This is a genomic window from Gammaproteobacteria bacterium (assembly GCA_003696665.1).
GTDB lineage: Bacteria > Pseudomonadota > Gammaproteobacteria > Enterobacterales.
Map to the genome: position 1 here is coordinate 1 of RFGJ01000255.1, position 1,799 is coordinate 1,799.

General features: G+C 51.9%; 2 protein-coding genes. Both read left to right on the forward strand.

What is annotated here, in order from left to right; translation table 11 throughout:
• On the forward strand, positions 1-901 hold a 901-nt coding region (locus D6694_07130), incomplete at its 5' end, for a hypothetical protein (protein ID RMH43337.1).
• Between the two features lie 27 nt (positions 902-928).
• Positions 929-1,639 carry a hypothetical protein gene (locus D6694_07135; protein ID RMH43338.1) on the forward strand — a complete coding sequence of 237 codons (711 nt, stop codon included), beginning with the start codon at positions 929-931 and terminating at the stop codon, positions 1,637-1,639.
• Positions 1,640-1,799: the final 160 nt, after the last annotated feature.

Below are 1,799 nucleotides of genomic sequence, written 5' to 3' on the forward strand. Positions count from 1 at the left end.
CTCGCGCTTCGGCTACACGGGCGCCATCAAACTCCCGGGCACGGATCTGCTGCACATGCGGGCCCGCGTCTATGCCACGGAGCTCGCGCGCTTTCTTGAGCCCGATCCCATCGGCTTTGCGAGCGGCCAGCTCAATCTCTATGCTTACGTGGGCAATGATCCCGTCAATGCCGTGGATCCTCTGGGGACCGTGGAGGAGGAGCTGGAAGAGATCGTGGTGACCACCACGCCGCCGGCGTTTGAGGACACATTGGCCGGCCTGCTGTACGAGAGCATGGCACGCGCCAACGAGCTGCTGCGCAGCACGCTTGCCGATCCCCTGTTCGGCTCCGGCCCCGGCGGCGGCACTCTCCCCGGCGAAGGGGGAATGATGGGGGAGGAGAAAAGATGTGGCAAGGGGTCGGCAGCGACCGTTGTGCGAGCAACAGATGAAGAACGCCTTTTGTTAGCGCGAACGATCTTTGCGGAAGCGGCTCAAGATTTTGACGTGCCAGGTGCTTTCGAGGGAATTGGATTTGTCATTATCAATCGCCTTGAATCACGGCTGTTTCCGAACAGTATACACGCTGTGATTAATATGGAGAACGCATTCGAAGCCGTTACAGGACGCTTTGTAAATCCAGAAACTGGAGAAATGCATGTTGGTAATGACCTTTTTAGAATGTCCGCGAATCCAGCAAGCCTGACTGGTCGCAACCGGCTCGCATTTATGCGTGCAGTGAGCGTTGCCGATGCCATCCTGTCGGGAAGCATTTCAGATCCCACAGGGGGTGCCACCTTCTTTTTTCCAATAGGCAGGCCCATACCGTCATTTTTTAGAGATCGCTTGGCTAGCGGTCGACTCACATTGGGACCGCGAATCGGTCACACGCAATTCGTTTGTGATACGCAGGAGAAATAACTAATGTTATTGCGTCGTTCTCGATTCATGCTTATCTATTTCTGTGTTTTTCTTGAGATAATTCATCACATAAATTTTACAATGGTTGCTTTTGCGTCAGAGGAAAATAAAATAAGGAACATTGGAGCAGAAATATTTAGAGTAAATTCGCCTTATATTCTTCAAGGCTTTGGTTGTCTGAGTTTCAAGGAAATCAGGAATTCACCGATTCGCAGGGTATGTCTGTCAGACGGTGGGGATAAGGACGATTGGCATGATTTTCGCATTTTAATAGTTCCTGCAAAAGGAAATGCCCTAGAAGAAAAGTTTTATTCATATTGGGAATATGCATATCATATTGTTCATATCCCGAAGAGTGAAATTGGAATTGGCGTTCCAATCCCTTATATTCTATTATATCGTGTTGGGTTTGTTGGAACGAATGCGTTTAGCGTATTCTTAGATATTTACTATGTAGGAAAGAACGGAGAGGCGGTCAAGAGGGCGAAAACAATAACACTCTCCGATCATTACTCGCTCGAATTGATGTGGTGGTATGAAGTGCGCAGAAGTGCTCAGAAAGTCGGCGATCACCGCTATCCTGCTCTTGCTCTGCATCGGTATCAAGATAAGCCTGGGAGCGGTAGTAAGTGGGATCGTTGGGAGGATCCTTCTTTGCTTCCGCCGGAAGATGTCTGCTTAGTGCTTGCTCCAGAAGGATTGCGGGAACAAAAGGGACAATGCCAGCCAAATGGATGAGCCCTCTCCGCTCGGCGATCGCGACCTTCCGCTACGGGCCATGGGGAGAAAGCTCAGACACGCTCCCGGCTCGGGGGCCGGGACAGGCTTCTCGCGCTTCGGCTACACCGGCGCGCTTCGCCTTCCGGGCACCGATCTGCTGCACATGCGCGCGCGGGTC

Excerpts from the sequence above, each read along its gene's own strand:
- D6694_07135 (RMH43338.1), top strand. The coding sequence starts at position 929 with ATGCTTATCTATTTCTGTGTTTTTCTTGAGATAATTCATCACATAAAT.